This is a genomic window from Collinsella sp. LCP19S3_D3 (assembly GCF_052121455.1).
In the GTDB taxonomy this organism is placed as follows: Bacteria; Actinomycetota; Coriobacteriia; order Coriobacteriales; family Coriobacteriaceae; genus Collinsella.
Genome location: NZ_JBQKEF010000007.1, coordinates 84,956 through 106,305 on the forward strand (window position 1 = coordinate 84,956; position 21,350 = coordinate 106,305).

The 21,350-nt window shown below is 61.4% G+C and carries 18 protein-coding genes; 3 read left to right on the plus strand and 15 right to left on the minus strand.

Annotation, left to right across the window (positions count from 1 at the left end):
• Nucleotides 1–112 precede the first annotated feature (112 nt).
• The 4 genes from ACTQXM_RS04430 to ACTQXM_RS04445 all read right to left on the minus strand — a co-directional run bounded on the left by ACTQXM_RS04430 (nt 113) and on the right by ACTQXM_RS04445 (nt 3,636).
• Nucleotides 113–940: a cyanophycin synthetase family protein gene (locus tag ACTQXM_RS04430; protein ID WP_441537096.1), complete on the minus strand. Its 828-nt coding sequence runs from the start codon at nt 938–940 to the stop codon at nt 113–115.
• Nucleotides 941–949: 9 nt separating this feature from the next.
• Complete coding sequence (locus ACTQXM_RS04435; protein WP_441537097.1) at nt 950–2,338, minus strand: hemolysin family protein; 1,389 nt, start codon at nt 2,336–2,338, stop codon at nt 950–952.
• A gap of 114 nt (nt 2,339–2,452) precedes the next feature.
• The gene (trhA, locus tag ACTQXM_RS04440; protein ID WP_441015314.1) at nt 2,453–3,136 is read right to left on the minus strand and encodes a PAQR family membrane homeostasis protein TrhA; all 684 of its coding nucleotides are present in this window, start codon (nt 3,134–3,136) and stop codon (nt 2,453–2,455) included.
• 89 nt (nt 3,137–3,225) lie between these two features.
• Entirely contained in the window at nt 3,226–3,636 is a 411-nt protein-coding gene (locus tag ACTQXM_RS04445) for a hypothetical protein (RefSeq protein WP_441547611.1), read from the minus strand.
• A gap of 37 nt (nt 3,637–3,673) precedes the next feature.
• Between ACTQXM_RS04445 and ACTQXM_RS04450 the strand changes: the two genes are divergently transcribed.
• Nucleotides 3,674–3,958 (plus strand): hypothetical protein, encoded by a 285-nt coding sequence (locus ACTQXM_RS04450; RefSeq protein WP_441537099.1) that lies wholly within the window; start codon nt 3,674–3,676, stop codon nt 3,956–3,958.
• Between the two features lie 7 nt (nt 3,959–3,965).
• On the opposite strand, the gene ACTQXM_RS04455 is transcribed toward ACTQXM_RS04450, so the two are convergent.
• The 4 genes from ACTQXM_RS04455 to ACTQXM_RS04470 form a co-directional block, all read right to left on the minus strand.
• The gene (locus ACTQXM_RS04455; protein ID WP_441537100.1) at nt 3,966–5,171 is read right to left on the minus strand and encodes a DUF362 domain-containing protein; all 1,206 of its coding nucleotides are present in this window, start codon (nt 5,169–5,171) and stop codon (nt 3,966–3,968) included.
• Nucleotides 5,172–5,553: 382 nt separating this feature from the next.
• Complete coding sequence (locus ACTQXM_RS04460; protein WP_441537101.1) at nt 5,554–6,759, minus strand: ABC transporter permease; 1,206 nt, start codon at nt 6,757–6,759, stop codon at nt 5,554–5,556.
• On the minus strand, nt 6,746–7,933 hold the full coding sequence (locus ACTQXM_RS04465) for an ABC transporter permease (RefSeq protein ID WP_441537102.1): 1,188 nt from the start codon (nt 7,931–7,933) through the stop codon (nt 6,746–6,748). Before ACTQXM_RS04465 ends, ACTQXM_RS04460 begins: the two co-directional genes overlap by 14 nt.
• A gap of 9 nt (nt 7,934–7,942) precedes the next feature.
• Nucleotides 7,943–8,881: an ATP-binding cassette domain-containing protein gene (locus ACTQXM_RS04470; RefSeq protein ID WP_441537103.1), complete on the minus strand. Its 939-nt coding sequence runs from the start codon at nt 8,879–8,881 to the stop codon at nt 7,943–7,945.
• 166 nt (nt 8,882–9,047) lie between these two features.
• On the opposite strand from ACTQXM_RS04470, the gene ACTQXM_RS04475 reads away from it, so the two are divergent.
• Both ACTQXM_RS04475 and ACTQXM_RS04480 read left to right on the plus strand, forming a co-directional pair.
• Entirely contained in the window at nt 9,048–10,193 is a 1,146-nt protein-coding gene (locus tag ACTQXM_RS04475; RefSeq protein ID WP_441537104.1) for a sensor histidine kinase, read from the plus strand.
• The gene (locus ACTQXM_RS04480) at nt 10,190–10,819 is read left to right on the plus strand and encodes a response regulator (RefSeq protein WP_441054772.1); all 630 of its coding nucleotides are present in this window, start codon (nt 10,190–10,192) and stop codon (nt 10,817–10,819) included. Before ACTQXM_RS04475 ends, ACTQXM_RS04480 begins: the two co-directional genes overlap by 4 nt.
• A gap of 787 nt (nt 10,820–11,606) precedes the next feature.
• Here the strand turns inward: ACTQXM_RS04480 and ACTQXM_RS04485 are convergent.
• From ACTQXM_RS04485 to bilR, 7 genes are all read right to left on the minus strand, one after another.
• On the minus strand, nt 11,607–11,948 hold the full coding sequence (locus ACTQXM_RS04485; RefSeq protein WP_441537105.1) for a 4Fe-4S dicluster domain-containing protein: 342 nt from the start codon (nt 11,946–11,948) through the stop codon (nt 11,607–11,609).
• 7 nt (nt 11,949–11,955) lie between these two features.
• Nucleotides 11,956–13,044, minus strand: a complete 1,089-nt coding sequence (locus ACTQXM_RS04490; RefSeq protein ID WP_441537106.1) for a hydrogenase large subunit — start codon at nt 13,042–13,044, stop codon at nt 11,956–11,958.
• Nucleotides 13,045–13,049: 5 nt separating this feature from the next.
• The gene (locus ACTQXM_RS04495) at nt 13,050–13,763 is read right to left on the minus strand and encodes an NADH-quinone oxidoreductase subunit C (RefSeq protein WP_441537107.1); all 714 of its coding nucleotides are present in this window, start codon (nt 13,761–13,763) and stop codon (nt 13,050–13,052) included.
• The gene (locus ACTQXM_RS04500) at nt 13,763–14,356 is read right to left on the minus strand and encodes an NADH-quinone oxidoreductase subunit B family protein (RefSeq protein WP_154516632.1); all 594 of its coding nucleotides are present in this window, start codon (nt 14,354–14,356) and stop codon (nt 13,763–13,765) included. Before ACTQXM_RS04500 ends, ACTQXM_RS04495 begins: the two co-directional genes overlap by 1 nt.
• A 12-nt stretch (nt 14,357–14,368) precedes the next feature.
• Nucleotides 14,369–17,251, minus strand: coding sequence for a proton-conducting transporter transmembrane domain-containing protein (locus ACTQXM_RS04505; protein ID WP_441537108.1), 2,883 nt, complete (start codon nt 17,249–17,251; stop codon nt 14,369–14,371).
• A 286-nt stretch (nt 17,252–17,537) separates the two neighbouring features.
• On the minus strand, nt 17,538–17,933 hold the full coding sequence (locus tag ACTQXM_RS04510; RefSeq protein WP_229770663.1) for a helix-turn-helix domain-containing protein: 396 nt from the start codon (nt 17,931–17,933) through the stop codon (nt 17,538–17,540).
• Nucleotides 17,934–18,387: 454 nt separating this feature from the next.
• Entirely contained in the window at nt 18,388–20,418 is a 2,031-nt protein-coding gene (bilR, locus tag ACTQXM_RS04515; RefSeq protein ID WP_441537109.1) for a bilirubin reductase, long form, read from the minus strand.
• Nucleotides 20,419–21,350 lie beyond the last annotated feature (932 nt).

Sequence of the window (21,350 nt, forward strand, 5' to 3'; positions counted from 1 at the left end):
TCAATGCCCACCGTTTGAATGCTGTCCATTATACCCGCAGCGCAACACTTGCCGTCGCGCTCATCTGCGTACGGTAAAAGCGCAGGTACATGATGGTGATAAGCGAGTGAGCCTACTCCTGCGGTATGGCAGGCATGGCCACCGTGGCGGCCGGGTCCTCGCCGGCGCCATCAACGAGCGGAAGCGCACCTTCCTGTGCGGGGCCTGCCGGAACCGTCGCCGCGCCACCGTAGACGGCAGCGGGGGCCTCGTGGCTCTCGGCGGTCGCGCCCTCGGTATCGATTGCCTCCTGCAGCTCATCGTCAAAGCTCGGGACACCCTGGGGCTCCGCGGGCTCGGACTCGACAGCTTCCTCAGCAGCTGCCTCGACGCCGGGTTCGGAATCGGCAGGAGCCTCGCCTTCGGCCCCGTCCTCGGCGTTTACGGCGGCGATGGCCTCGTGCGGATCCTTGCCCTCGGCCTCGGCGCGCATACCCAGCACCAGGTTGCGCAGGCCCGCGACCGTGCCCTCCACGTCAGGGACAGGCTGGTCGGCGTGCAGATAAGCCCAGTCCATCATAAAGGTCGCCGAAGACAGCGCGCCGATGGCCAGCGCGTCATCGGGGCATGAAAGCTCAACCTCAAAGACACGCTCATCGTGCTCGCTTACGCGGGTACGGCCGCACGAAATGCTGCCGGCGAGACCGGTCTCGTTCATGAGCTCCACTGTCACGTGCTCCAGCAGATGGCAAAGCTCGGTCTGGCCCATGCAGTCCTGGAATTCACGACCGGAATCGCCTAGGCACAGGTGCTTGGCAATCGCGGGCACCAGGTAGTACACGCGCGCCGTGGCCTCGATGTCCTCCGAGGTCATGAGCGGCATGCCGGGGTTCACCAGCACATGCGCGCAGATCTTGTCCTCGCTGACGGTGACCTTAAGGATGTTGAACAGGCCTGCCATAACTCTCCCCTACTCTTCCTTGCCCCACTCGTCGCCGTCGTGCGGGCCCGCAGAGCCCGCGCCCGGCGTCGCCGGCTTATCTGCCGAGGACTCGGAATCCTTCTTATCGGTTTCGGCCGGAGCGATCACGCGAATAAGCGAGATGCGCTGGCCACGCATCGACTGCACCTTGAACTTGTACCCTGCAACCTCAAACACCTCTCCGATGTCGGGCACCGAGTCGCAAAGTTCCAAAATCCAGCCGGCGATGGTCTCATAATCATCGCTTTCCTCGAGCGGCCAACCAAGCTCAATCGCATCATCGCACGAAAAACGCCCATCGACGAGCCACTCACGGCGCGAAAGACGCGTGAGGTACTTGTTGTCGGGGTCGAACTCGTCCTCGATCTCGCCCACGATCTCCTCGACGATGTCCTCGATGGTAATGATGCCAGCCGTGCCGCCGTACTCGTCCACGACCACCACGATCTGGTCGTGCGAAGTCTGCATCTCGGACAGCAGCGGCAGGATGTCCTTGGTGTCGGGCACAAAGGTGGCGTCGCGCAAATAACCGGCGATGGGCTGGTCGCCCTCGCCGTCGAGCGAGGGCTGAATCAGGTCCTTGATGTGCGCGATGCCCGCCACGTTGTCGGGATCTTCGTGATAGACGGGGATGCGGCTAAAGCCGGTCTGGCGCATAGTGGACAGCACGTCGGCGACCGTCTCGTCGTCCTCGCACATGGTGGTGTCCACGCGCGGCACCATGACCTCGCGGGCAACGGTATCGCCCAGGTCGAAGATCTCGTGGATCATACGCTTTTCCTCGTCGAGCAGGTCGTCCTGCTCCGAGACCATGTACTTAATCTCTTCCTCCGAGACGTTTTGGCGATCGTCGGCGCTCTTGATGCGCAGGATGCGGGCCAGACCATCGGAGCAAGCACCAGTCAGCCACACGAGCGGACGGGCGATCTTTTGGAAAAACGACAGCGGCCCCACGACCTGCTTGGACACGCCTTCGGCATTGGCCAGACCAATGCGCTTGGGCACAAGCTCGCCAATCACGATGGACACGAAGGCGACCGCAACGGTGATGATGACCGGCGCCAGTCCGCGCGCGATGGCAGAGAGCGGCGCGATGCCAAAGCTCATGAGCCACGTGGCGAGCGGGTCGGACAAGCTCGTCGAGGCGACGGCGGACGAGGCAAAGCCCACGAGCGTGATGGCGACCTGGATGGTGGCGAGCAGCTGGTCGGAGTCGGCAGCCAGCTTAACGGCGCGCTCGGCGCGTTTGTCGCCTTCCTCGGCCTCGTGCTCCAGCACGGCGCGCTTTGCCGTGGTGAGCGCCATCTCGGACATAGAGAAGTAGCCGTTGATGAGGGTCAAAACGAGGGTGGTGATAAGGGAGATGGTTATGTCCATCGGGAGTTTCTCGAACCTCCAAGATTCGGGACGTTAGGTAGTAAGCGTAGATAACGAATAGGGCAGTTGCGTCCGGCGGCCGCTTGGATGGGTCCGCAGGCACAGACGTGATCGCTAGATTACGAAGAGGATCACCGCCATGAACTGGAAGATACTGCCGGCGAGCACCCACAAGTGAAACACACTGTGCAGGTAGCGCACGTTTTTAGCGATGTAGAACGGCACGCCCACGGTGTAGCACACGCCGCCGACAGCGAGCAGGGCAAGTGCCACGGGGTTGAGCAGCGACACGAGCTCTGGCAGCTTAAAGACGACGAGCCAGCCCATCAGCAGGTAGACCAGGCCGCTTACCCAGTGCGGTTGACGCTCGCGCATAAAGCACTCGAGGGCGATGCCGATAATGGCGATGGCCCATACGGCAAAGAACAGCATAGGGCCGCCATCGTTTGCGAGCGTGATGAGGCAAAACGGCGTATAGCTGCCAGCTATGAGCAGGTAGATGCAGCTGTGGTCGATGATGCGAAACACGCGCTTGGCGCGTGCGGGCTGAATCGCGTGGTAGAGCGTAGAGGCTAGGTATTCGAGGATAATGCTGACGCCATAGACAATCGCCGCGGCCATGTGAGCCGGGCCTCCGCCGCGAAGAGCGGCAAATACGATCAGGAGCACCAAGCCCGCGATGCCCAGCAGGCAACCGACACCATGGGTGACGGAGTTCATGATCTCCTCGCCCACCGTGTAGTGCGGAACGGCCGCGGCCTTGGGTCGCGGCTTGGAACTGTCGCTCGAATCGGACATGCCGGTTACATCCTCCAAGTAAATAGTTCTCAACACTATATCAAAGCGTCTGGGTACGTGCGAAATTTGCACCATACGTGACCCCTTGTTTACCCATTCTTTTCTTGTTGACGCATCAACGGCGAACATCCATAATGCGCTTGTTTTAAGTGTTGACGTATCAACATATTTAAGAAGAACCGTAAATGTCTCAAAGCGCACACCCCCATCGAAAGCTTAAGATGACCGTCGTTGTTGCGCTGGCGCTCGTTGTCACGTTGCTCGGATTTGCCGGCAACTTTTTGTTTGACTTTGCCCTGAACCCCCAAGCGCCGTACACCATGAAGATGATGCAGGATGGCAAAGACGACAAAAAAGGTGAGCAGCCGGATGCCGAGGAAACCGAGGCGCGGGCGTGGTTTAAAGAGAATCGCGAGAGCAGCAGTCTCACCGCGGGCGACGGAACCGAGCTCGCGCCTGCCCAGCTTTCCCTTGCTCGATGTAGCAAACTTGGTGTGCAACGTGCGCGCAGGCTACGACTTTCATAAGGCAAGCAGTGTGGAGCAACTCAAACACGCGACGGCTTCCATGTTGTTTATCCACGGCGCCGCCCACGCCAAGAGTGCGCAAGTTGACCCCGAGCTCTACTGGAACACAGTCAACAAACTTCCTCGACGAGTATTTTTAGGCAACAAGCAACGTCTGGGTTTTGTTGCCAAAAACGCCTTGTGGTCGGCGGTATTCGACTTTTCCCCGCACTTCCGAAAAGCCGCCCGTGAGCGCTGTGCTCGCGAGCGGCTTTTGCTCGAATTACGCCACAAAGGCGCTTATATTGTCCAATAGCTAGGCGCTATTTGACCTCGATAAGCTCGTACTTGCTCGTGCCCAGGCCGATCTTCTCGGCGTGCGCGATGCACGCGCGCCAGTCGGTGTCGGGATGCGTGATGCAGAAGGGGTCACGCGCCTGCTCGCCCTCCAGATGCTCGTGGTTATGCTCCATCTTGGCCGCGCTATCGGTGAGCTCGGTGTTGGGCAGCGGCTCGGACGCCATGACGGCATCGGCACAGGCCTGGTCGATGGCGACTGGGTCGAAGCTCGCGAACATGCCGATATCGTTGACGATAGGCGTATCGTTTTCGGGATGGCAATCACAGTTGGGGCTGATATCCATGGCAAGCGAGATGTGGAAGCTCGGGCGGCCGTCGACGACGGCCTTGGTGTACTCGGCGATCTTGCAGTTGAGCACGTTGGCCGCGGCGTCATAGACGGGCTTGATGGCGTCCTGGTTGCACACGCCGATGCAGCGTCCGCAGCCCACACAGCGATCGTGGTCGATGGCAGCCACGTGCACCGTGCGAGTAGCGCCGCTGGCAAGCTCGCGCTCGCGGGTGTCGTCGAACGAGATAGCGTTGTGCGCGCAGATCTTTTCGCAGGCACGGCAGCCAATGCAGTGCTCGGTCGCAACGTTCGGCTTGCCGGCGGCATGCTGCTCCATCTTGCCGGCACGGCTGCCGCCTCCCATGCCCAGGTTCTTCATGGCGCCGCCAAAACCGGCCTGCTCATGGCCCTTAAAGTGGGTGAGGCTAATCACGATATCGGCATCCATGAGCGCCTGGCCGATCTTGGCCTCATGCACGTACTCGCCGCCCTCGACCGGGACGAGCGCCTCGTCGGTACCCTTGAGGCCGTCGGCGATGATGATCTGGCAACCCGTGGCATACGGGGTAAAGCCGTTCTGATAAGCGGTGTCGATGTGCTCGAGCGCGTTTTTGCGGCTACCGACATAGAGCGTGTTGCAGTCGGTGAGGAAGGGCTTGCCACCCAGTTCCTTCACGACATCCGCGACGGCGCGGGCGTAGTTGGGGCGCAAAAAGCTCAGGTTGCCCAGCTCGCCAAAGTGAATCTTGATAGCGACGAACTTGTTCTCAAAGTCGATCTGCTCAATACCGGCGCGGCGGATGAGGCGCTTGAGCTTGTCAAGCTGGCTCTCGCGAGCATGCGTACGCAAGTTGGTGAAGTACACCTTAGCGGGTGCTGCGGGTGAAGTTGCGGTCATATATATCCCCTCGGTCTATATGGCGTTACAGACATAGAGGATGGTACCCGTTAAAGTGGGGTCAAAGTCAAGTACGGCGCCTAGTCATTGGGGACAGACTTATTGGGGACAGACTTAAATGACTGAAACCACTCATTGGGGACGGACTTAAATGAGTGCCTCGACACCTGGCAGTTGGGACGGACTTAAATGAGTGCCTCGCCACCTGGCGGCTAGGGACGTTCCTTTCCTGCCGGCAGCTGGGGACAGCCCTTGCCAACCCTGCCGGCGAGCCGGCGAATCGGCAAAGACTGTCCCCGATGACTAGTCGTTTAAGTCTGTCCCCAATGACCACTCTTGGTCGTTTAAGTCTGTCCCCAATGAGCACCCAATGACTAGGTGGCTAGGCGTGGGATTTGGCGCGTGCGAGGGCTAGGCCTACGGCGGCGATGGCCGCGGCAAAGAGCACCGTGACGCTCAGATCGCAGGCGATGTCTCCCAGCACGGCGGACGTCAGGTCCGCGGCGAGCGCCTTGCCGATCGCGTCGTTCACCCAATATGTCGGCACAAAGTGCGCTACGGTCTGCACGGCCGGGCCCATCAGCGACAGCGGCATCCAGGCGCCGCCCAAAAACGTCATGAGCATGCCGAGCAGGTTACCCACACCGTTGAGCAGCTCCTCGCGCGCGCCCAAGCCCGACAACGCAAAGCCAACGGCCAGCGGCGTGCACGCCAGGGCAAACGTTGCCGCCAGCGCCAGGCATACACGACCTACGCCGACCTCGGCGACCGCGCCGGCAAAGCCCACGACGCCCATCATGCTCGACACAAACCAGATGCAGACGGCGAGCACGGCGGCGGCCGCAAACACGGCAAGCGAGCGCTGACGCTCGGAGACCGGACTGGCCTCCATGCGGCGCACGCGCTCGGGCTCGTTCATGCCCGAGAACACCAGCCCCACCGATACGATGACCGACGAGATAATCGCGTACGTGCCAAAGTTGAAGTACGACTCAAGCGTGGCGGCGGCTGTCGAGTCGACCTTGACCTGCTCAATCTCGACCTCCGCGCGCTTGACGGCGGCATGCTCGGCGGCCTTGGCGACGTCACCGTCGGAGGCAGTAGGATCAAGTGCGGCCGCAGCGCCCGCGAGCGAGATCCAGCGCGAGGCCTCGGCAGACGAAAGCGCCGCCGCCATGGTGCCGGCACCGTAGGTCACATCGAGCTTGGGCAGGGGCTCCCCCGCTCGGGCGGCTGCAACGAGGTCGTCCTCAAACCCCTCCGGGATAAAGAACACGCAGTCGGCGCTGCCCTTGGCACTGTTGCTCTTGGAGAGCGCGTCCGCAAGATCGTACGTGTCGTCACCAACGCCCGTGACCAGGTCAAAGCGTGAGTCCAGGTGCTTGGTAAGCGCACGCGAAAGGTCGCTGTCGTCGCGGTCGACCACGATCACGTTGGTGTCGTAGGGCTCGTACTCGGTGAGCTGCGACGAGTTCCAGCTCACCGATGCCGCGATGAATACGCCCATGAGTGAGATGAACACCGTATAGATGAGCAGGTAGAACGGGTGCGCCAGCGCCATGCGAAGCGCGGTCTTAAAGGTGCTCATAGCGGCTCCTTCCAAAGATCAGCGTGGCGGCGGCAACGAACAGCAACACCATAAGGGCCAGCGCGCCAGCGCGAACGGCAAAGGGGCCCAGGTCCTCAAAGAAATACAAGCGGTTGAACATGTCGCAGATGAGCTTGACGGGATTAAGCCAACTCTCGGCCGGGCAGGCGCGGGCGACGTCGTCGGCAAGCGCCATCGCCGGCTCGCCATAAAGCCCGGCGAACAGGGCACACGTGGTGGCAAAGCCCGTGAGGATGCCCGACTTGGACGCCTTGCCGCCCTTAACGGGAAGCGTGCCCACAAAAAGGCCCAGACCCGTGGCGGCAAGCGCGGACACGGCGCCGCCCACCAGGCAGAGCCCCTCGCGCCCGCCAAAGTCGACCCCCACGACCAGGCGCACGTAGCCGATCGCGATCGTCATCGAGGCAAAGGAGACCAACCACGAGCCCACAAAGATGCCGGCCAGCGACGCCGTCTTGGAAAGGCCACCCACGCAGCGACGCGCACCAAGGCCAGACAGATTGGGCTGCAGGTCGACGACGCTCAAGGCGGCAAACTCGGCAGACATCATCGCGACCAGGCCAAAGAGCGCGTAGTAGTAGATGACCGTGCCATCGGGCGTGGCACGCGTCAGGCTCACACGGCGGGTTCCGCCCTCGAGCGACAGGGCGCGCGCAACCGCCTCCGGGTCGGCGAGCGCCGCCGGGTTGTCCTGGGCAATCTGGCGCATGAGCTCGGCATTTTGCGTATACGAGCTTGCCACCGTCTCCAGGATGCTGCGGTCGGTGAGCACCGACGTCGCACGCGAGCTGTCGTAACTCGATAGCAACGTGAGTTTGGGCGTGCCCGCGTCGTCGACCGCATAGATGCCCGCGACCTCGCCGGCCTTAAGCGCACGGCTCGCATCGGCTGCGTCGTCGCACTCGTGGATCTCGAGCAGTTGGTCGTCACCTGCCTTGGCAAGCGACGTCGCCACGTCCTTAAAGGTCGAGGCGCCCCAGGCCTCATCCGCCACGACGGCCACCGGCACCGGGTCGACCGTGCCGTCGGAGCTCAGATTCGCAAACATAAACATGAACATCGTGGAAAGCGCGACGGGAAAGATCGCGCCCCAAACCCACGTGCTCGGCCGACGCAACAGCGTCTTGACCGTAATGATAATGGTGTTGAACATGGCCGCCCCCTAGTCGCGCAGCTCGCGGCCGGTGATCTCGAGGAACACGTCGTTGAGGGTCGGCGGCTCGCTCCACACGCGGCCGAGCGCCACATCGGCGGCGCGCAGCGTGTCGAGGATGTCAACCAGGTTGTGCGGGCTCGCTTCGCAGGTGCAGATGAGCTCGCCGCCGGAAAGCTCGACGCTGAGCACGTGCTCGAGGGCGCGCAGTCGCTCGACCGTGGCGAGCTCGACGGCGCCGACCTCGACGGTCACGCGCTCGCCCATCTGAATCATGCGCTTGAGCTCGTCGTTGGTGCCCTGCGCCAGCACGCGCCCGCCGTCCATGATCATGATGCGGCTGCAGATCTGCTCGACTTCCTCCATGTAATGGCTGGTATACACCACCGTGGCGCCTTCGTCGCGCAGGCGGCAGATGCCCTCCAGGATGGCATTGCGGCTCTGCGGGTCGACGGCCACCGTGGGTTCGTCGAAGAAGATGAGCTCGGGCTTGTGCGCGATGCCGCAGGCGATGTTGAGGCGACGCGCCAGACCGCCCGAGAGCTTGCCGGGGCGAAACTTGGCAAAGTCGCCCAGGCCGACAAAGTCGATGGCCTCGTCGACCAGCTCGCGACGGCGTTTGCGGTCGTTGACGTAAAGGCTGCAGAAATAGTCGATGTTCTCGCGCACCGTGAGCTCGTCGAACACCGCCACCTGCTGCGGCACCACGCCGATGCGGCGCTTGAGGTCGTAGCGGGCGGGCGTCATGGGCTCGCCGAACAACTCGATGGTGCCTTTGTCGTAGGCGAGCAGCTGCAGAATGCAGTTGATGGACGTAGTCTTGCCCGAGCCGTTAGGGCCCAGCAGGCCAAAGATCTCGCCGGGGGCGATGCTCAGGTTAAAGTGGTCGAGCGCGATAAGATCGTCGTAGCGCTTGACGAGGTTTTCGACGTGGACGATGTCTGTCATGAGGTGGCCCTTCTGTTGATTTCGGCCCGGTACGATTGCATCATCGCAGGTGCGGGCGGCGCGCACCAGTGAGCTTTGTCACGAGTGCGGCGGGGGCGGGCGGGAGGAATGTCACGGTTGCGGCACCTGAGCAATCGTCGCGCGCACCATCGCGTACAATACCCGTATGAACAGGCTATTCGACAAATCGATCATGCTGGCGTGCTGTATCGCGGCCGCTCTGGGCCTTGCTGTGGATGCTTGCTTGGTTGCGGCGTTTTGTCTTGGCGTCGCAGTCGCCTCGCTTACGGAAATTGCGCAAGGCGAACGTGCCCGCCGCGCCGGTGAGTCCGCGAGCTACGCTTACATTATGGTGGCCGTCTTTGTGCCGTCGTTTGTGCCGTTTGCGCCCCTCGCCCTCTATGACATCGCGCGATACGTGCGCCGTGAACACGTTTGGGTCGCGCTGGGCGCCGGCGCCATCTTTGTCTGCGCACTCGTCGCATATGCCCACGCCGGCGCGCTTCCCACCCGTGCGCTGCTGTTGACCGCCATCCTTTCAGTCGCCGCCACCTTGCTGTCTCTGCGCACCGCTCAGCTGGAGCGCGAGCAGGAGCGCATGCGTCGCACCCGCGACGAGCTGCAGGAGCGAGCCCTCGCGCTCGAGGCGCACAACCGCGACCTTGCCGACCGCCAGGACTACGAGGTCGAGCTCGCAACGCTCGCCGAGCGCGCCCGCATCGCACGCGAGATCCACGATAACGTGGGGCACCAGCTCACGCGCGCCTCGCTGCAAACCGAGGCCCTACGCGTGGTCCACGCCAACGAGCCCGGCGTCGCCGCCGACTTCGCTGACGTCAAGCGCACCGTGGACGAAGCGCTTCAGCTCGTGCGCTCGAGCGTCCACGCGCTCAACGACAACGCGGCGAATCTCTCCGTACAGCTCGAGCGCATCGTGGAGGGCGCGCGCTCAGATGGCGGGCCGCAGATTGAACTTGAGGTTTTGGCCGAGCATGCGCCCGCAAATGTCGCCAACTGCTTTGCGGCGGTTCTGCGCGAGGCGTTATCCAACACCATGCGCCACGCTTGCGCCCAGACCGTCACCGTACGATGCATGGAGCATCCGTCGTTTTACCAGCTCATCGTTACCGACGATGGCGCGGGCGGGGCTCAAGCAAGCGGCCGCAACGTCACAGGAGGCATGGGGCTCGGCTCCATGCGCGAGCGCGTCGAGGCGCTTGGCGGCACCTTCACCGCCGGCCCGCGCGCCGGCGCCGGCGGCTGGCGTGTGTTTGCCACCGTTCCCAAACAGCAAGGAGATGAGGGCCGATGAGGCTCATCGTTGTCGACGACGACCGCTTGGTGGTCGATTCGCTCAAGATAATCCTGGGCGCCCAGCCGCAGATCGAGGTGGTGGGTACCGGCGCCGACGGCAACGACGCAGTGGCTCTTTATGCCGAACACGCACCCGATATTGCGCTGCTCGACATTCAGATGCCGGGGCGCGACGGGCTTTCGGCGGCCCGCGAGATCCTTGAGCGCGACCCTGCGGCGCGCGTGGTGTTTCTGACGACATTCTCGGATGACGAGTACATTGTGTCGGCGCTCAAACTGGGTGCCCGCGGCTACCTGATCAAAACCGATGTCGCCGCCATCCCGCCGGCGTTGGCCCAGGTCATGGACGGTAAACGCGTGCTCGAGGGTAAGGCGATCGAGGATATCAACTTTGATGGGGCGGGCGTCGAGGTGGGCACGACCCGCCGGCCCGCGGCCTTCGTCAGCCTGACCGACCGCGAGTTCGAGGTCGCCGAGCTCATCGCCCGCGGCCTCGATAACAAGGAGATTGCCGCCACCGCCTATATGGGCGAAGGCACCGTGCGAAACCACATCAGCTCAATCCTGGCCAAAATGGGCCTGCGCAACCGCACGCAGATCGCCATCGCCTACCTGCGAGGGTAGTTGCCCGAAGACCGACCGCCCCGACATAACAAAATGTCTGCTACCAGTTTAATGCCATTTCAAAACTATGCCAGTTTACTACGATGAATCGCCCACCTTCGACCACAGCAAATTGCGAGCTTGCAAAACCGCAGATAGAACGCTTGCAACATTTAGAAAAATGCAGTCATGGTCGGGGATGTCGAATTTATCGTAATAAACCGACATAGTTTTGTTCGGGCGCCCCTGCACGAATGCCTCCGCAAGCCTCGCAGGACCAAAGTGATCCGTTTTCTTCCGCCCGCGGAGATCGGCTGACGGCGCCCGCCACGAAATCGGCCCATCTACTACGTTTAGTCCTGCACCCCCGACCATAACCGCGTTTCATGAAAAACCACAGGAGTTTTACCTGCGGTTTTTATTTCGCATTATTTGCCATGGTTGAGGGCGACGGCTTAAACGTAGTAGATAGGCCCATTTCGTGGCAGACGGGTCACGAGGCGGCCCTCGCAAGGCCAAAATGGTCCGTTTTCCTCCGTCCACGGGAGATCAAAGGCTGTTACGGATATGGTGCCATTTCAAAACCATGCCGGATTACGGAGCTAAAGTCGAGACCCTCATCCATACCTTCATTTTTTGGAAAACGGCAGGCTGTCTACCTGCGGTTTTGTTTTTGCAATTATCTGTATGGTCGGAGGTTCGCTATCCAGCCCCGTAAACCGGCATAGTTTTGTTAGCGGCAGCCTAACCGCGCGTTTAAGCGCGGGGCCGGTGGGGTATTTTTGCCCCACCGGCCCCTATTCCAGCGCTATTCCGGCTTGGTTTCTACCGTGGGAGTCTTGTCCGCCGCGACTGGAGTGCGCGCGGTGTCCATAGTCAGGCAGTGCTTGGGGCAGCTCTCGATGCACTCGCCACACACCACGCAGGCGTACGGGTCGATCGACCAGGTACCACCCTTGCGATCGACCGCAAGCGCGCCCGCCGGGCAGCGACGCGCGCACATACCGCAGCAGATGCACACGTCCATATCGTTGACGATATGCCCGCGCAGGCGCTCGGGCGCCGCCAGCTCCTCCTGCGGATAGCACACCGTGACCGGCTGCTTGACCATAGAGCCCAAGGCCGTCTTGGCAAATGTCATCAAACTCATGCCGCGCCTACCTTTCCGTGCAACTAATGCAGGGGTCGATGGTCAGGATAATCATGGGCACGTTGGCAATGAGCACGCCCTGCAGTGCATGCGTCAGGCCCGCCAGGTTTTGCGACGTCGGCGTGCGCACACGGAAACGGTCCAAATTCTTGGTGCCGTTACCGCGCACATAGTAGTACGCCTCGCCGCGCGGTTGCTCAATCACAACCTCGCCGCGCGCGCCATCGGCTGGCGTAAGCTTGGTGCGCCCGCCGATGCCGTCATGCGGAATCTTGCCCACAAGCTCCTTAATGATGTCCATGGCCTGCGTGACCTCGGCGCAACGCACCTGGCAGCGGGCATAGCAGTCGCCATCGGTAGCAACGACGGGCTCAAACGCAGCCAGGTCCGCATAGGCACCGTCGCCAAACATGCGCACGTCGTAGTCCACGCCCGAGGCGCGCCCAAACGGACCGACCATCGACAGGTCCAGCGCGTCTTTCTTGCTGATCACGCCCACGCCATGCAGGCGCTCGCCGCAGCTGTTGTCGTCCAAAAACGTATGCACCAGGGCCTCGTAGTCGGGGCGCATGGCATCGAGCGTCTGGACAATGCCCGCCAGCTCGGAGTCCTCAATGTCATGCTTAAGGCCGCCGATCTCGTTAATCGACAGAATCACGCGACCGCCACACGTGCTCTCAAAGATCTTGAGAATCTGCTCGCGCAGGGTCCACGAACGATAGAACAGCGCCTCGAAGCCAAAGGCATCGGCGAGCAGGCCCAGCCACAGCAGGTGCGAGTGAATGCGCGAAAGCTCGTGCAAAATGGTGCGAATATACTGCACGCGGCCAGGCACCTCGATATCGAGCATGCGCTCGCAGGCGCTGACATAGCCGCAGCTGTGACCCACGGCGCAAATGCCGCAGATGCGCTCGGCGATGTAGCCAAACTGGTGCATGTCACGCTTTTCAGTGAGTTTCTCGAGTCCGCGGTGCACAAAGCCGATCTGCGGAATTGCCTCGATAACGCGGTCGTCCTCAAGCACCAGGTCCAGGTGAAGCGGCTCGGGCAGCACCGGGTGCTGCGGGCCAAACGGAATAACGGAGCGATGTGCCATGGACCTTACGCCTCCTTTTTCTGCTTATCGCGGGCGGCTTTGGCGGCAAGCGCCGCGCGAACCTTGGCCGCTTTCTCGGGATCCATGGCGGCGAGCTTTGCCTCCATCTCGGCAGCCTTGAGCGCGGCCTTGGCGGCAGCCTCGTCATGCTGAGCATCGGAGCCGGCAGCCGCATCGGGCTGAGCGACGGCAGCGCCCGCAGCATCGCCGACGCTCGCAGCGCCCTCCCCTGCAGCAGCCGCGGCGGCCTTCTCGGCCGCAGCCTTGCGCGCCTTGGCCTCGGCAGCGGCACGGACCTTCATGGCCTTCTCGCGCGCAGCCTTAACCTCGGGCGTGATGACGCTCATGGGCTCGGCAGTCGAGACCTGGTAGAAAAAGCCCTTAAAGTCAATCTGCATGTCGGTAATGGCAAGCCCAAACAGGTCGTGCGCCTCATTTTCAAACGGGAACACCGCAGGGTAGTACGAGCTGATGGACGGAATCTCCTGGTACTGGTCGATGCCCTCGACTACCAGGTTCTCAATCGCATAACTGCCGTCCTGAGCGATCTGCTCCTGGGCAGCACGAACGTTGATGAACGTATAGACCAAGCGATACGTGCCGTCGTCCACATTGCGCTCGGCGTGCATCTGCACAAAGCGGGCACCGGCACCCTTGAGCGCCTGGACATGCGACAGCAGCGCATCGAGCTCGACGGTGGTATAGATTGCCTTTTGCATTACTCGGCCCCCCTTGCAGCGGCGGACGCGGCGGGCGTCCCAGCAGGTGCGTCGCCAGCGGCGGGCGCGTCGCCGGCCTCAGCCGGGGCCACAAATCCGTCCTCGCCCAGCTCAACACCACCATCCCAGGTAGCGGCACCGCCCACGGTAAGCGGGTCGCCGCCGGCGCGCATCACGGCCTCCTTCTGGTCCAGGATGCCGCACGCCTCCACAATGGCGTCGATCACCGTCTCGGGACGAATGGCGCATCCTGGCGCGTACACATCCACGGGAATCGCGCGGTCCACGCCGCCGATCACGTTGTACGCATCGCGGAACACGCCGCCCGAGCACGCGCAGATGCCGCACGCCACCACGCACTTGGGCTCGAGCATCTGGTTGTAGATCTGGCGCACGACGGGCAAGTTCTGGGCGTTGACCGACCCCGTCACCAAAAAGATGTCCGCATGTTTGGGGTTCCCGGTGTTGACCACGCCAAAGCGCTCCGCATCGAACAGCGGCGTGAGCGAGGCCAGCACCTCGATATCGCATCCGTTGCAGCTCGAGCCGTCGTAATGAATAACCCACGGCGAGCGCGACATTTTATGATCCATGGATGCCGCCTCCTAAATAAACACGTCGACGAGGATGGGCATAAGGTTGAGCAGGCCAAACACCAGCGCCACACCCCAGCCGAGCTTAAAGCAGCTGCTCCAGGTGCTACGGGCGAAGGTGTTATCGATCAGTACCTCGACAAAATACGTCATGACCATAACGACCAGAGCGACGACCCAGCTCACCGGGTTATCCCAAACAAAGAACATGCCCACCCACATCAAAAACAGCACGGTCTCGCACCAGTGCATAAGGGTCATCTTGGCCAGCGTGCCGCCGCTCATCTCGGTGGCGACGCCCTGGACGATCTCCTGATGCGCGTGATGCGAGTACGAAAGGTCAAACGGCGACTTGCGCAGTTTGATGGTAAGCACCGCGAGCAGCGCGAGGAAGATGGGCGCGCTGTACACGATGATGGGGGCCGACTGCCCCGTCACGGCGATGGAATCGAAGCTGTCGGTGGCAAGGTACAGGCCCACACTCATCAGCAAAACGGCGGGCTCGTAACTCATGACCTGCAGCAGCTCGCGGTCGGCTCCGACCTGGGCAAACGGGCTTTGCGTCGAGGCGGACGCCAGCACCACAAAGATCGCAGCGAGGGTAACCATAAAGGCGCATAACAGTGTGTTGGAACCCGACACAAAGATGCCGCCGCCCACCACGGTAAAGATGAGCGCGCACGCCATGTAGGTATCGTCCACGGTGTTTACGCTGGCAGGGGCTTTGCGCAGGAGCTTGGCTACATCGTAGAACGGTTGCAGCAGACGTGGTCCCATGCGGCCCTGCATGCGGGCGGACAGCTTGCGGTCGATGCCGTCGATCAGGCCACCAACCAAAGGCGCCAGCAGGGCAAACGCCACGGTGCCTATAAAGATGCCCACGACGCCCGAGCCTTCGAAATACTTTCCACGCAGCACCGAGGGCTCGCCCATGGCGAGCGTATCGGGACCAATCCATACGCAGCATAGCAGCGCGAACAGGATGATGCTGCAGCACACGATGCTGCCCGCGGGGCCAATGCGATTCTCGCCAAGGGCATCCTCCAGGTACCAATTGCGCTTTTCGGCCTTCACCTCGTGTCCCATCGAGCCGCGGAAATGACGGTAATTGTCGGTTCCCGCGCCCGAAAGATATACGTTTACGTGCGGTTTGTTGCTCACGCGGAATGAAGTCAGCAGCACCACGGCGATAAAAGCCACGATAACCACCATTAGATACATGGCATCCTTGCCAATAACATGCGGCACGCGGCCAAACACCATGGCCAAGTAAGGCGACACCAGACCGCTCGAGATAATCGGGAACGCTACACAGCACAGAATCAGCAGCGCGGCGATAGTGTTGAGCGCTATCCATTCGGTCTTATGGACATTGCCCTCCACGTTTTCGGCCGTAGAATCCACGCCCGAGAGCTTGGCGAGCCACTTGCCCCAGAAGAAGAACGTCGCGGCCGAGCCAAAGGCCAGCACCATGATCATGAGCACATTGCCGGTCTGCGCAAACGCCACCAGGGCGCCCCACTTAGACACGAGCATGCCAAACGGCGCCACGAACATGCCCATGATGCCCAGCATCATCAGGCGCGTCAGGTGCGGCATGCGACTGAACATGCCGTCCATGTCCTCGATATTGCGGCTGCCGATATGATGCTCGGCCGTGCCCACGCACAGGAACAGCAGCGACTTTGCCACCGTATGGAACAAGATCAAGAAGATGGCGGCCCACACGGCCTCGGGCGCGCCGACACCCAGGCAGGCACTGATGAGGCCCAGGTTGGAAATGGTGGAGTACGCGAGCACACGCTTGGCATTGCTCTGCGAGACGGCCATGAGGGCGGCGAGCAAAAACGTGATGGCGCCCACGCTCGTGACCATAAAGCCGGTCACGGGATAGGTGGCGTACAGCGGGCTCAGCTTGACCATCAAAAACACGCCGGCCTTGACCATGGTGGACGAGTGCAGCAGGGCGCTCGTGGGCGTGGGGGCGACCATGGCGCCGAGCAGCCAGGTGTGGAACGGCATCTGTGCGGCCTTGGTAAGCGCGGCGATCGACAGCAAGACGACCGGCAGCACCAGCAGCGCGGATTGCGCGGTTCCGGCGCCGGAAAGCTCGATCATGCCCGAGATGGTCAGCGGTACGCCGTTGACGTGCAGGAACATAAGGCCCGCCAAAAACGCGATGCCACCCAGCATGTTGAGGATGATCTGGGTAAAGGCGTTTTTGATGGCCTCGGGCGTGCGCGTATAGCCAATCATAAGAAACGAGCACACGGTGGTGATTTCCCAGCCGCAGAACAGCCACTCCAGGTTGTCGCTCGTCACGATGACGAACATGGCCGAAAGGAACAGGAACATAAGCGCCAGGAACTGCGGGCGTCGGTCGGGCGCGGTCTGCCCACGCAGCGCGGCCTCGTGCTCATCGTGCGCCTGGAAGTCCTTCATGTAGCCCAGGGCATACACGCAGATCAGGCTGCCGACAATGCCAACGGCGAGCACCATGATCACGCTCATATAGTCCAGGTAGAGCGGCGTGGCGGTGACGACCTCGGCCGTGGGCAGCGTCATGGCAGCGAAGGCAACCGAACCCACCAGCTGCACCACGCCGAGCACACCGGTAAGCGCGTTCCTATATTTGAACGCGTTGTACAGGATGACGGCGCACAGAATTACGTCGATGACGGAGCTGATGATCGAGAGCACATGCGAGGTGCCGGGGGCAACCTCAAAGCCCTGCGGACCCGTGCCAAAAAATAAGACGGCAACTACAACGGTCACCGCCATAATAATGCCGGAGCCTACAAGCCCTACCGCATCGCGGGCTCGGTCACTGCGCGCGAGCAGCATGCCCATCGCCGGTACCAGCGGAAACAGGGTAAGGAAATACAGTAGCGTCATACCATCACTCCCCCATGCAAAAACGCTGCAATTATTTAACGTTATAGCTCAAATTGGGAGTTCAGGCGGCAGGTTTTCGGTCAACTGGGGAGTTTTAGGCGTATGGGGTAAGGACATGTCCGCTTTGGAGTAGAGAGGCAACGCTCCCCCTCTCGTAGCGGCGGGCGCACGGGCCACTGCGCGCGGTTTATTGACCACTTTGAAGGATGTCCCGATAGACTCGCGGCGGTCCAAAAAGTTGGCGCGGCAAGAAAAATGCGCCCCTGCGGACGCACCATCCCGTTCGCTATTCCGCCTTTTTAACGCGCGGTTTACGACCCCGCGGCTTATCGACCAAGGCGGCCTCGCCACCGTCGCGATACTGTCGGCACCAAGCTTTAACCGAAGACTCGCTGGGGATCTTGTGCTTGACCATGACCTCACGCACCGTCAGACCATGTTCCAAGCGGTCCTTAACCACGGCAAGCTTAACGTCAAACGAATATGTGTGGTGATGAGAGCCCGCATTGAGAACGGCGTCGGCACCGCCCACGGCATACGCACGGGCCCACTGACGGGCTGTGGCCTGGGGGATGCCAAGCTCTGCGGCGAGCGCGCGATGGCCGACCCCTTCTTGGAGGATCTCGACAGCGCGCTGCCTAATCTCGGGCGCATGCGTGCGAGTCCTTGTTGTTTCTGACATACCTGCCACTTCTACTTCTTAGCCTTAAACGTTAAATTGCTTTCTTACGTGCAAGTTAGATAGTAGCATTTTACTGTTTGCTCAAAGCAGTTAATTAAAATAGACGCGGCGCTATCTGGGAATTTGACACCAATTTACGACATTTCTTTATTGATTATTTACGCTGGTAACTAGCTCGCAGCTAATCGTCATTCGCTTGCCAGCAAAATTGGCATCTCTTTATATCCTTTGGAATAGAGGATATGATTATTAACCCCTCCTCCAATAATTTTGAGCAGCCTGCAAGGCAGTAGACGCCTCACTCCCCATGATTAGCGCGCATTGCCGTTCACCGGGGCAAAACAAAAAGGGCGGGACCTGCTGCGCTTGCAGGCCCCGCCCCGATTGACACCCGATGGGACGCGGCCGGGCGAGACAGATCCGTGCTACCGCCCCACCTGGCCGCGATGTTAAACTACAGCTCGTTGGCCGCGTGATATGCCGTGCGAATGGCGTTCGCAATGTCGGCGGTGCGCTCGCCCGAGCAGTCGCCCACACAGGTCACGGGCACCGTAACGCCATCCAAGTCAAACGCGTTGGCCTTGGAACCGACGGCCATCACCACGTAATCGCAGGCGATCTTCACCGGCTCCTCGGCGCCGTCATCGGCAGTGCGAATGACCTCCACGCCCTCGTCGGTAATGGCGGTCAGACGGGTCTTAACATGCTGCTCCACGTTGTGCTCTGCAAAGTCGCTCATAATCAGCGGCAGAATGGTCTCGGACTCGCCTGCGGCAATCTTGTCGAGCATCTCCACGATCGCCACTTCGCAGCCGTGCTGCAGCAGGTACTCGGCAGTCTCGGTGCCCACCAGGCCACCGCCAATGACGGCGACGCGGCCCGTAAGCTCCACTTTGCCGGCCAGCACGTCCCAGCTCGAGACGACCTTCTTAGAATCGGCACCCGGAACGGGGATGACCACGTCGTGCGCGCCCACAGCCACAATCGCGGCGTCGGCGGCGTTGAGGTCCTCTGCCGTAGCGGCATGGTTGAGCTCAACTTTCACGCCCAGGCCGGGCAGAATCTTCTCGTAATACTCGACCGAGCGCATGATCTCGTCCTTGCGCGGAGGCGCGGCCGCCAGCACAATCTGGCCGCCCAGATGATCGCTCGCCTCGTAGACGGTCACGTCGTAGCCGCGCTTGGCCGCCACGCGCGCGGCCTCCAGACCGGCAATACCGCCGCCCACAACGGCGATCTTCTTGTCGCCCTCGCCCGGCTTAATGGCGATGGTAGCCTCGTCGCCGTTCTCGGCATTGAGCACACACGAGATGTACCTGCGGTTTTGAATCGCATCGACGCAGCCCTTGTTGCAGTTGAGGCACTCGCGGATGGGTTCGCCCGTGGCGGCCTTCAGCGCAATGTCGGGGTCGCACATGAGCGAGCGGCCATAGGCGATGATATCGGCTGCGCCGTCTTCCAGGATCTTCTCGCCAGCCTCGACCGAAACAACACGGCCCACAGTTGCCACCGGCACGGAGACCAGGGCCTTGACGCGCTCGGCCACGGGCAGCGTCCAGTTGTAGGGCATGGCGCCCATGGACGGAATGGTGTCGCCCATATTGCCGGTGTGGTTGGCTTGTGCAACCTGGATCATATCGATGCCCGCGCCCTCGAGCAGCTTGGCGAACTCGCAGGCCTCGTCGGGCTGCAGGCCGCCCTTGCCACGCGGCGTGCCGTCGGGGTTCTCCATAATCACGGGGAGCTTATACTCCACCATCAGCTGCGGCGCGGCTTCCTTGATGGCAGCGACGACCTCTAGCGCGTAGCGAACACGGTTCTCAAACGAGCCACCGTACTCGTCGGTGCGCTGGTTGAGGATCGCGGAGCACAGCGAGCCCACCAGGCGGTCGCCGTGGACCTCGATGGCGTCGATGCCGGCCTGCTGCGCGCGAGCGGCCGAGGCAGCGATGGCCTCCTTGATCTGGGTGAGCTGTTCTACGCTCGCCTCGTTCACAAAGTGCTGCATGTCGTGGTGCAGCTTGGCGTATGCCTGCTTGCGGATCTCGTTGGACTCGGCCATCTTGGCGGCAAAGGTCTCCTCGTCGCCGGCGGCCTTGGCCTCCTGCGCGGCTTTGGCTGCAGCCATGGAGCCCATGACCATGCGGCCGACACCGGGCACGTCGTACTCGGGGTGGAACAGCTGCAGCGCGACCTTGGCACCGTGCTTGTGAACGGCGTCGGCCAGGGCCTTAAACGTGGGGATCTGGGCGTCGGTTGCCAGCTTGGGCGTGGGGCTTGCGGTCATGACGGGAGCGACGTCGCCGATGACGATGTAGCCCACGCCGCCACGGGCCAGGCGCTCGTAAAAAGCCAGGCTGCGCTCGCCGATGGAACCGTCGCGCTCCTCATAGCCGGTGGTCAGCGGCGGGAACATAATGCGGTTCTTGAGCTCAAGGGGGCCAACCGTAATGGGCTGGAGCAGCTTGGACGCAGGTGCGGTCATGGACATTCCTCTCTTGTAGACGCGGCGGCGATGGTGCCGCGTAGTTGTTTAGAGGATATGGCATGGGGGTACAGCGGCACAACGAAAATCGGCGGATAGCAGGCAGCGGCAGGCGGATGGGGCGGGGCGGCCCGTCGGTTTGTCTCAATCTGTAACAGCTACCCAGCAAAACCGGGTCTTACTGTTACAGATCGAGATATTCCTATCAACCCATCCTCAACAATCTAAATCTGTAACAGCTAGACCCACTTTTGGCCTCCACCTGTTACAGATCAAGACAAACGGAAGCGTTCCGTCGGAAAATCTCGATCTGTAACACCTACAGGCCAAAAACGACCCCAGATGTTACAGATCGAGACGAACAAACTCGGTCCGACCAAACATCTCAATCTGTAACATCTAGACCGACTTTTGGCCTCCACCTGTTACAGATCAAGACAAACCAATCTAGCCTGCCGAAAGATCTAAATCTGTAACAGTTACTCGGCAAAAACCGTCCCTCGTGTTACAGATTTAGACAAACGGGACCCAACCCACCGGCATATCTCGATCTGTAACACCTAGCCGCCCAAATCGGGTCTAGATGTTACAGATTGAGATTTTGTTTGAGAGGCCGAGAATTGGACCGAGAACACGGTCCCGGAATAACAAAAAAGCTCGCCGGCTAGGCCGACGAGCTGCAAGTTGGACGATGGGGTCGTACGCCCCGTCCTGCCTATAGAACCTCGGCACCGTCTTGGCGATTTCCTCGGTCATCAGCTGCTGCATGTCTTCCTCCGTTCCGGGCAACCTGCCCTCAACATCTCGCCCCTGTGGGCAAATGTTGATGTTCACTAAGAAGTGGTCCGAGTGATCACTGGGAAATGAGCACCGTGAGCACGAAAAATTGAGCAGTTTAAGCAAGAGGGCCGCGCCCCGGGGACCGGGGGCGC

What these genes read in the sequence shown, in the direction of transcription:
- ACTQXM_RS04430 (WP_441537096.1), bottom strand. Translation starts at nt 940, where the DNA reads ATGGCAGGCCTGTTCAACATCCTTAAGGTCACCGTCAGCGAGGACAAG.
- ACTQXM_RS04435 (WP_441537097.1), bottom strand. Translation starts at nt 2,338, where the DNA reads ATGGACATAACCATCTCCCTTATCACCACCCTCGTTTTGACCCTCATC.
- trhA (WP_441015314.1), bottom strand. Translation starts at nt 3,136, where the DNA reads ATGTCCGATTCGAGCGACAGTTCCAAGCCGCGACCCAAGGCCGCGGCC.
- ACTQXM_RS04455 (WP_441537100.1), bottom strand. Translation starts at nt 5,171, where the DNA reads ATGACCGCAACTTCACCCGCAGCACCCGCTAAGGTGTACTTCACCAAC.
- ACTQXM_RS04460 (WP_441537101.1), bottom strand. Translation starts at nt 6,759, where the DNA reads ATGAGCACCTTTAAGACCGCGCTTCGCATGGCGCTGGCGCACCCGTTC.
- ACTQXM_RS04465 (WP_441537102.1), bottom strand. Translation starts at nt 7,933, where the DNA reads ATGTTCAACACCATTATCATTACGGTCAAGACGCTGTTGCGTCGGCCG.
- ACTQXM_RS04470 (WP_441537103.1), bottom strand. Translation starts at nt 8,881, where the DNA reads ATGACAGACATCGTCCACGTCGAAAACCTCGTCAAGCGCTACGACGAT.
- ACTQXM_RS04475 (WP_441537104.1), top strand. Translation starts at nt 9,048, where the DNA reads ATGAACAGGCTATTCGACAAATCGATCATGCTGGCGTGCTGTATCGCG.
- ACTQXM_RS04480 (WP_441054772.1), top strand. Translation starts at nt 10,190, where the DNA reads ATGAGGCTCATCGTTGTCGACGACGACCGCTTGGTGGTCGATTCGCTC.
- ACTQXM_RS04485 (WP_441537105.1), bottom strand. Translation starts at nt 11,948, where the DNA reads ATGAGTTTGATGACATTTGCCAAGACGGCCTTGGGCTCTATGGTCAAG.
- ACTQXM_RS04490 (WP_441537106.1), bottom strand. Translation starts at nt 13,044, where the DNA reads ATGGCACATCGCTCCGTTATTCCGTTTGGCCCGCAGCACCCGGTGCTG.
- ACTQXM_RS04495 (WP_441537107.1), bottom strand. Translation starts at nt 13,763, where the DNA reads ATGCAAAAGGCAATCTATACCACCGTCGAGCTCGATGCGCTGCTGTCG.
- ACTQXM_RS04500 (WP_154516632.1), bottom strand. Translation starts at nt 14,356, where the DNA reads ATGGATCATAAAATGTCGCGCTCGCCGTGGGTTATTCATTACGACGGC.
- ACTQXM_RS04505 (WP_441537108.1), bottom strand. Translation starts at nt 17,251, where the DNA reads ATGACGCTACTGTATTTCCTTACCCTGTTTCCGCTGGTACCGGCGATG.
- ACTQXM_RS04510 (WP_229770663.1), bottom strand. Translation starts at nt 17,933, where the DNA reads ATGTCAGAAACAACAAGGACTCGCACGCATGCGCCCGAGATTAGGCAG.
- bilR (WP_441537109.1), bottom strand. Translation starts at nt 20,418, where the DNA reads ATGACCGCACCTGCGTCCAAGCTGCTCCAGCCCATTACGGTTGGCCCC.